We start from the raw sequence: 8,258 nt of genomic DNA, 5'->3' as shown, positions 1-8,258 counted from the left end.
ATTACAAGGTTTGTAATAGGTGTAATATTATTTATAGCTGCACAAGTTGTACCTTTAGATAAAATTTATACAGATTCAATATTTGTAGCAAGTTATGTTGTTCTTGGTTATCCAACAGTTTGGAAGGCTATAAAAAATATAGCAAGAGCAAAAAATATATTTGATGAAAATTTCTTAATGACAATAGCAAGTATAGGAGCATTTTTAATTGGAGAGCATCCAGAAGCAGTTGCAGTTATAATGTTCTATGAAATAGGTGAGATGTTCCAAGGTTATGCAGTTAATAACTCAAGAAAATCTATAACAGCACTTATGGATATTAAACCAGACTTTGCAAGAGTTGTAAGAGATAATGTTGAAAAAGCAATTTCACCATATGGAGTTAAAGTTGGAGAGATTATATCAGTAAGAGCAGGGGAAAGAATTCCTCTTGATGGAGTTATTATAGAAGGTAGTACAAGTCTTGATACATCAGCACTTACAGGAGAATCTGTACCAAGAAGTGCTAAAGTTTCAGATGATGTTTTAGCAGGATGTATTAACTTAAATGGAGCTTTAAAAATTAAAGTAACAAATGATTTTAAAGAATCAACACTTGCTAAAATTTTAGAACTTGTAGAAAATGCAGGGAATAAAAAAGCACCAACAGAGAAGTTTGTAACTAAGTTTTCAAAATACTATACACCAGTGGTAGTAGCAATTGCAGCAGTTTTGGCTATAATACCACCACTTCTTATTCCAGGAGCAAGTTTTGCAGAGTGGATAGAAAGAGCATTAGTATTTTTAGTTGTTTCATGTCCATGTGCATTGGTAGTTTCAATACCACTTGGATTCTTTGGAGGAATTGGAGCAGCTTCAAAAAGTGGAGTTTTAGTTAAAGGTGGAAATTATTTAGAAGCTTTAAATTCAGTTAAGACTGTTATTTTTGATAAGACAGGAACATTAACAGAGGGTAAGTTTAAAGTATTAGATATAAAAGCAAATGGAATATCAGCAGAGGAGCTTCTTAAAATAGCAGCACATGGTGAATATTTATCAAATCACCCAATAGCAAAATCTATAATTTCAGAATATAAGATGGAAATAGATAAAGAGCTTATTAATGATTATGAAGAATTATCAGGTAGAGGAATATCAGTAAAATATAATGGTAAAAAAGTATTGCTTGGAAATTCTAAGCTTATGAATGAAAATAATATAAAATTTGATGAAAGTAATGCACTTGGAACTTTAATATATATAGGACTTGATAGTAACTATGTAGGAAGAATTTTAATTGGTGATAAGATAAAAGATGATTCAAAAGAAGCAATTAAAAATCTTAAAAATCTAGGTATTAAAACAGTAATGTTAACTGGAGATAATAAAAGAGTTGGAGATGCTGTTGCTAAAGAGCTTGGACTTGATGCAGTATATACAGATTTATTACCTCAAGATAAAGTTGCGAAACTTGAAATTATTATGGAATCTCATAAAGGGAAAGAACATGTTGTTTTTGTTGGCGATGGAATAAATGATGCACCGGTTCTTGCTAGAGCAGATATTGGAATAGCTATGGGTGGAGTTGGATCTGATGCAGCAATAGAAGCAGCAGATGTTGTAATTATGAAAGATGAGCCAAGTAAAATAATAGATGCTATAAAAATTGCTAAAAGAACAAGACGAATTGTTTGGCAAAACATTGTATTTTCACTTGGAGTGAAGTTAATTGTATTGATATTTGCAGCAGGTGGAATGGCAACAATGTGGGAAGCAGTTTTTGCAGATGTAGGAGTTTCTATCATTGCAGTTTTAAACTCAATGCGAGTTTTAAAAATAAAAAAGTAATAAATTTACAAAACTGCTAAGAAAAAAGTTAAAAAAAAGAGAAATATGACGAAAAAACGTTGACAAATTAACAAATAGTTAATATACTTAATATATAAGAATACGTTCAGGTATAGGGTATATTTTATACTGTTTATCTCAATGAGGCTTGTACATAGCTTAAGGTTGCTATGTATAAGCCTCATTTTCTATATAAATTTTGAACTGTAATTCTTAAAGTGTAAAATAAATTTCAAAAAAAATTTAAAAATAGAATTGAAAAATTTGTTAATTTATAGATAAAAAAAATAAAATTGTGTTAGAATATATATAAAGAATGTTATATATTTAACAAAGTTTAATACTAAGAGGTGGAGAAAGTGGAAAAAAGAAAGTCTATATCAATGGCAGTTATAAAAAGACTTCCTAAGTATCATAGATATTTAAGAGAGCTTATGGATAATGATGTTGATAGAATATCATCAAAAGAGTTAAGTGAAAAAATAAGTTTTACAGCTTCTCAAATTCGTCAAGATTTGAATTGCTTTGGAGATTTTGGTCAACAAGGTTATGGATATAATGTAAAGGCTTTATACAATGAAATAAGTAATATATTAGGTTTAGATAGAGCTTATAGAATAGTAATTATTGGAGCTGGAAATATTGGTCAAGCAATAGCAAACTATAATCAGTTTGGTAAACTTGGATTTATTGTTGAAGGTATATTTGATGCAAATCCTAAGCTTTCAGGTATTCAAATAAGAGATATAGCAATAGAAGATATTGATAAATTAGAAGGATTTTTAGAGAAAAACAATATTGATATAGGTGTTATATGTGTACCTAAAGTTAATGCTCAAAAAGTAGCTGATAGTCTTATGAGTAGAGGAATAAAAGCTATATGGAATTTTGCACCACTTGATTTAGAGGTGCCAGATGATGTAATTGTTGAAAATGTACATTTAAGTGAGAGTATGTTAACTTTAGTTTATTTATTAAATGAAAAAAATCAAGATAACTAATAAATGTATAAAATTGTTAAAAAAACAAAAATATATTGCAAATGGAATAAATAGACATTATAATTTAATTGAAGTTTGAAAAAACTTCGATTATTTTTTTTGCTTAATTTGTTATAAACTTAACAAATTAAATATATATTAGAGGTATTGAGGGGGGATTTTATAATGGAACTTAAGAATATTCTTCTTGAAAAAGAAGGAAACATAGCGATAGTTACAATCAATAGACCAAAAGCATTAAATGCTTTAAACTCAGAAACTTTAAATGACATATATACGGTTGTATCACATCTTGAAGAAGAAAAAGACGTATATGCTGTAATTCTTCGTGGAGCAGGAGATAAATCTTTTGTTGCTGGTGCTGATATAGCTGAAATGAAAGACTTAAATGAAGAGGAAGGTAGAAAATTCGGAGTACTTGGTAATAGAGTGTTTAGAAAATTAGAAAATTTAGATAAGCCGGTAATAGCTGCTATTTCAGGATTTGCTTTAGGTGGTGGATGTGAACTTGCTATGGCTTGTGATATTAGAATTGCAAGTGAAAAAGCAAAATTTGGACAACCAGAGGTTAGTCTTGGTATTACACCAGGATTTGGAGGAACTCAAAGACTTCCAAGAATAGTGGGCGCAGGTCTTGCTAAAGAATTAATATATACAGGTAGAATAGTTAAAGCTGATGAAGCTTTAAGAATAGGTTTAGTTAACAAGGTTGTTTCACCAGAAACACTAATGGATGAGGCTATGACTATGGCAAAACTTATAAGTGGAAATGCACCAATTGCAGTTAAACTTTGTAAAGATGCTATAAACAGAGGAACTCAGGTTAATATAGACAATGCCTTAGTGATTGAAGCTGAAGATTTTGGGAAGTGTTTTACAACAGATGACCAAGTAGAGGGTATGTCAGCTTTCATAGAAAGAAGAGAAAAGAATTTCAAGAATCAATAATATCCAAGTGGATTTTTATATTGTATTTAAAAATGGGGGAGGTTACATTACATGAATTTTCAATTAACTACAGAGCAAGAATTAGTTAAACAAATGGTTAAAGAGTTTGCTATAAATGATGTTAAACCAGTAGCTGCAGAGATTGATCAAACAGAGAGATTTCCAATGGAGAATGTACAAAAAATGGCTGAGCTTGGAATAATGGGTATTCCATTTTCAACAGAGTTTGGTGGAGCAGGTGGAGACACTTTAGCATATATTTTAGCTGTTGAGGAACTTTCAAAGGTTTGTGGAACAACAGGAGTTATATTATCAGCACATGTATCATTATGTGCTTCAGTAATAAATCAATTCTGTACACCAGCTCAAAAAGCTAAATATTTACCAGACCTTGCAACAGGGAAAAAGATTGGTGCTTTTGGATTAACAGAGCCAGGTGCTGGAACAGATGCTGCTGGTCAACAGACTACAGCTAAAGTTGATGGAGATAATTACATCCTTAATGGAAGTAAAATATTTATCACAAATGGTGGATATGCTGAAACATTTATCATATTTGCTATGACTGATAAAACACAAGGAACAAGAGGGATTTCAGCTTTCATAGTTGAAAAATCTTTCGAAGGATTCTCAATAGGTAAGAAAGAAGATAAACTTGGAATTAGAGGTTCATCTACAACAGAACTTATTATGGAAAATTGTATAGTTCCAAAAGAAAACTTAATTGGAAAAGTTGGAAAAGGATTTGGAGTAGCTATGAAAACTCTTGATGGAGGAAGAATAGGTATTGCAGCTCAAGCACTTGGGATTGCAGAGGGAGCTTTAGGCGAAGCAGTTGCATATATGAAAGAAAGAAAACAGTTTGGTAGACCATTATCAGCATTCCAAGGATTACAATGGATGATAGCTGATATGGATACAAAAGTTGAAGCAGCTAGATACCTTGTTTATAAAGCAGCTTGTCTTAAAGATGCTGGACTTCCATATTCAGTTGAAGCAGCAAGAGCTAAGTTATATGCAGCAGAAGTTGCTATGGATGTTACAACTAAAGCAGTTCAAATCTTTGGTGGATATGGATATACAAAAGAATATCCAGTTGAAAGAATGATGAGGGATGCTAAAATAACAGAAATATATGAAGGAACTTCAGAAGTTCAAAAAATGGTTATTGCTGGAAGTGTTTTAAGATAATTTAGAGGGGGACATGGAATAATGAATATAGTAGTTTGTTTAAAGCAAGTACCAGATACAACTGTGGTTAAAATAGATCCAGTTAAAGGTACATTAATAAGAGATGGAGTTCCATCAATAATAAATCCAGAAGACAAGCATGCTTTAGAAGCAGCTTTAAATCTTAAAGATAATAATGGTGCAAAAGTTACTGTTTTAAGTATGGGACCACCACAAGCTAAAAATGCATTAAGAGAAGCTTTATGCATGGGTGCTGATGAGGCAGTTCTTATTACAGATAGAGCATTTGCAGGAGCTGATACATTAGCTACTTCTAAAGCTTTAGCAGGAGCACTTAAAAGACTTGAGTATGATATAGTTTTTGCAGGAAGACAAGCAATTGATGGAGATACAGCGCAAGTTGGACCAGAGATAGCAGAGCATTTAGATATTCCACAAGTAACTTATGTTCAAGGTGTTACAGTTGAGGAAGATGGGTTATTAATTAACAGAGCATTAGAAGATGGATATGAGCTTATTAAAGTTGAGGGTAAAGTTTTACTTACAGCAATTAAAGAGCTTAACCACCCAAGATATATGAATGCTAGAGCAATTTTTGCTACAGCAAACAAAGAAATTACAGTTTGGTCAGCAGATGATATCGAAGTTGATAAGGCTGAGCTTGGACTTAAAGGTTCACCAACTAAGGTTAAAAAATCAATGACTAAAGAACCTAAAGGTAAAGGTGAACTTGTAAATAGTTCAGCAGATGAAGCAGTTTCTTATGTATTATCAAAATTAAAAGAAAAACATTATATCTAAGTTTAAGGGGAGGTACAAATTTATGAATTTAGCAGATTACAATGGAGTTTGGGTTTTTGCTGAGCAAAGAGCTGGGGAACTTCAAAAAGTTTCTTTAGAAATCTTAGGCGAAGGTAGAAAACTTGCAGATAAACTTGGAACAAAGCTTACAGCTTTAGTTTTAGGCGACGATATAGGGGGACTTGCAAATGTTTTAGGGTCTCATGGTGCAGATGAAGTTTTAGTTGTGGATAATCCACTTCTTAAAAACTATACAACAGATGGGTACACAACAGCAATTTGTGAACTTGCAAATGATAGAAAACCAGGAATATTATTTATAGGTGCAACATTTATAGGTAGAGATTTAGGTCCTAGAGTTGCAGCAAGATTATCAACAGGATTAACTGCTGATTGTACAAGTCTTGATGTAGAAGTTTCTGATGGAGCATTGCTTGCTACAAGACCAGCTTTTGGTGGAAACCTTATGGCAACAATAGCATGTCCTGACCATAGACCACAAATGGCAACAATTAGATCAGGAGTTTTCGCAAAGTTTCCATCAACAAATACTAACTTTACAGTAAGTAATTTAGAGGTTAAGCTTGCAGAGTCAGATATAAGAACTAAGGTTATAGAAATAATAAAAGAGCATAAAGATATAGCAGATATATCAGAAGCTACTGTTTTAGTTGCAGGAGGAAGAGGAGTTGGTTCAAAAGAGAACTTTGAGTTATTAGAAGTATTAGCTAAAGAACTTGGTGGATCAATCGCAGCTTCAAGAGCAGCAATTGAAAAAGGATGGGTAGATAAAGATTATCAAGTTGGACAAACAGGAAAAACTGTTAGACCAAATATCTATATAGCTTGTGGAATTTCAGGAGCAATTCAACATGTTGCTGGAATGCAAGAATCAGATATGATAATTGCTATAAATAAGGATGAAACAGCTCCAATCATGAAGCTTGCTGATTATGCAATTGTTGGTGATGTAGCAAAAGTTCTTCCAGAATTTATAGGTCAATTTAAGAAAATACAAGAAGAAATGTAATAGAAAAGTATATAGACTTTGGGTTTTAAAGTTTAACTTTCAATTAAAGGGTATAAAAGAAAATTAGTTTGTTATATAAATAGAGGAGCTTTTAGGGTAAGCTCCTCTATATTAAAAATTATGAGAATGGGGGATTTTTATTATGGAAAAGATTTTTGTACTTGGTGCAGGAACTATGGGGGCTGGAATTGTTCAAGCTTTCGCACAAAAAGGTCATGAGGTTATAGTTAGAGATATTAAGCAAGAGTTTGTTGATAGAGGTCTTACAGGAATAAACAAAGGTTTATCAAGACTTGTTTCAAAAGGAAAAATGACTGAAGAAGTTAAAGAAGAAATACTTTCAAGAATTACAGGAACAGTAGATATGAACATGGCTGCTGATTGTGATTTAGTAGTTGAAGCTGCTGTTGAAAATATGGAAATTAAGAAAAAGATTTTTGCAGAGCTTGGTGAGATTTGTAAAGAAGAAACTATTCTTGCAACAAATACATCATCATTATCTATAACAGAAGTTGCAACTGCAACAAACAGACCTGATAAAGTTATCGGAATGCATTTCTTCAATCCAGCTCCAGTTATGAAGCTTGTTGAAGTTATAAAAGGAATGGCTACTTCAGAAGAAACTTATGCTACAGTTAAAGCAATATCAGAGAATATTGGTAAAACTCCAGTAGAAGTTGCAGAAGCACCAGGATTTGTTGTAAATAGAATTCTTATCCCAATGATAAATGAAGCAGCTGGAATTTTAGCTGAGGGAATTGCATCAGAGGACGATATTGATACAGCTATGAAACTTGGAGCAGCTCATCCAATGGGACCTTTAGCTCTTGGAGATTTAATTGGTCTTGATGTTTGTCTTGCTATCATGGATGTTTTATATAAAGAAACAGGGGATACAAAGTATAGAGCACATAGCCTTCTTAGAAAATATGTAAGAGCTGGACTTCTTGGAAGAAAAACAGGAAGAGGATTCCATAATTACGCTAAATAATAAAGAAATAAAGAAATAAAAAATGAGATACATAAATGAGTGAAATCATTTATGTATCTCAAATTTTTTTACTAAAATTCAATTTTAAGTTTAATTAACTTGTTTTTAAAATACTTAAGTAAAATTTTATTATAGAATAAAATAATTATTATTGAACTAATTACTCCAAATATTGCACCTACTATAATATCTGAAGGATAGTGAACTCCGACATATACCCTAGAAAATGCTATTGTTATAGCAAGTAAATAAGCTGGAATAGTCCACTTTTTTAAGCAATAAGCAATAATTACAGCAAACGCAAATGAAGCAGAAGCATGTCCAGATGGGAATGAATAGGATGTTGGTAGTGATATTAAAGGATGTAAATCAGGTAGACTCAAAAATGGTCTAGGTCTTTGAATTAAATCCTTTAATATACTAACCACTATAATGTTAAAAATTTGAGATAGATATATAAGAAATCCAA

At 31.9% G+C, this 8,258-nt stretch carries 8 protein-coding genes; 7 read left to right on the top strand and 1 reads right to left on the bottom strand.

Going from position 1 to position 8,258, the window contains the following annotated elements; all coding sequences use genetic code 11:
- The 7 genes from Q0V15_RS10125 to Q0V15_RS10095 form a co-directional block, all read left to right on the top strand.
- Nucleotides 1-1,827: heavy metal translocating P-type ATPase (locus Q0V15_RS10125; protein ID WP_297438616.1), on the top strand; the 1,827-nt coding region annotated here is incomplete at its 5' end.
- Nucleotides 1,828-2,186: 359 nt separating this feature from the next.
- On the top strand, nucleotides 2,187-2,828 hold the full coding sequence (locus Q0V15_RS10120) for a redox-sensing transcriptional repressor Rex (RefSeq protein ID WP_297438614.1): 642 nt from the start codon (nucleotides 2,187-2,189) through the stop codon (nucleotides 2,826-2,828).
- A gap of 165 nt (nucleotides 2,829-2,993) precedes the next feature.
- Nucleotides 2,994-3,776 carry a short-chain-enoyl-CoA hydratase gene (locus Q0V15_RS10115; protein WP_297438612.1) on the top strand — a complete coding sequence of 261 codons (783 nt, stop codon included), beginning with the start codon at nucleotides 2,994-2,996 and terminating at the stop codon, nucleotides 3,774-3,776.
- A gap of 51 nt (nucleotides 3,777-3,827) precedes the next feature.
- Nucleotides 3,828-4,967, top strand: a complete 1,140-nt coding sequence (locus Q0V15_RS10110) for an acyl-CoA dehydrogenase (protein WP_297438610.1) — start codon at nucleotides 3,828-3,830, stop codon at nucleotides 4,965-4,967.
- Nucleotides 4,968-4,988: 21 nt separating this feature from the next.
- Nucleotides 4,989-5,768 carry an electron transfer flavoprotein subunit beta/FixA family protein gene (locus tag Q0V15_RS10105; protein WP_297438608.1) on the top strand — a complete coding sequence of 260 codons (780 nt, stop codon included), beginning with the start codon at nucleotides 4,989-4,991 and terminating at the stop codon, nucleotides 5,766-5,768.
- Between the two features lie 22 nt (nucleotides 5,769-5,790).
- On the top strand, nucleotides 5,791-6,798 hold the full coding sequence (locus Q0V15_RS10100) for an electron transfer flavoprotein subunit alpha/FixB family protein (RefSeq protein ID WP_297438606.1): 1,008 nt from the start codon (nucleotides 5,791-5,793) through the stop codon (nucleotides 6,796-6,798).
- A gap of 142 nt (nucleotides 6,799-6,940) precedes the next feature.
- Complete coding sequence (locus Q0V15_RS10095) at nucleotides 6,941-7,789, top strand: 3-hydroxybutyryl-CoA dehydrogenase (RefSeq protein WP_297438604.1); 849 nt, start codon at nucleotides 6,941-6,943, stop codon at nucleotides 7,787-7,789.
- 71 nt (nucleotides 7,790-7,860) lie between these two features.
- Here Q0V15_RS10095 and Q0V15_RS10090 read toward each other — a convergent pair.
- Nucleotides 7,861-8,258: phosphatase PAP2 family protein (locus Q0V15_RS10090; protein WP_297438602.1), on the bottom strand; the 398-nt coding region annotated here is incomplete at its 5' end.

The sequence above is a fragment of the uncultured Clostridium sp. genome (assembly GCF_947036855.1).
Classification (GTDB): Bacteria; Bacillota; Clostridia; order Clostridiales; family Clostridiaceae; genus Sarcina.
The sequence above is the reverse complement of the archived record's forward strand: the minus strand, read 5'-3'. Positions and strand labels throughout refer to the sequence as shown.

Excerpts from the sequence above, each read along its gene's own strand:
- Q0V15_RS10115 (WP_297438612.1), top strand. The coding sequence starts at position 2,994 with ATGGAACTTAAGAATATTCTTCTTGAAAAAGAAGGAAACATAGCGATA.
- Q0V15_RS10110 (WP_297438610.1), top strand. The coding sequence starts at position 3,828 with ATGAATTTTCAATTAACTACAGAGCAAGAATTAGTTAAACAAATGGTT.
- Q0V15_RS10105 (WP_297438608.1), top strand. The coding sequence starts at position 4,989 with ATGAATATAGTAGTTTGTTTAAAGCAAGTACCAGATACAACTGTGGTT.
- Q0V15_RS10100 (WP_297438606.1), top strand. The coding sequence starts at position 5,791 with ATGAATTTAGCAGATTACAATGGAGTTTGGGTTTTTGCTGAGCAAAGA.
- Q0V15_RS10095 (WP_297438604.1), top strand. The coding sequence starts at position 6,941 with ATGGAAAAGATTTTTGTACTTGGTGCAGGAACTATGGGGGCTGGAATT.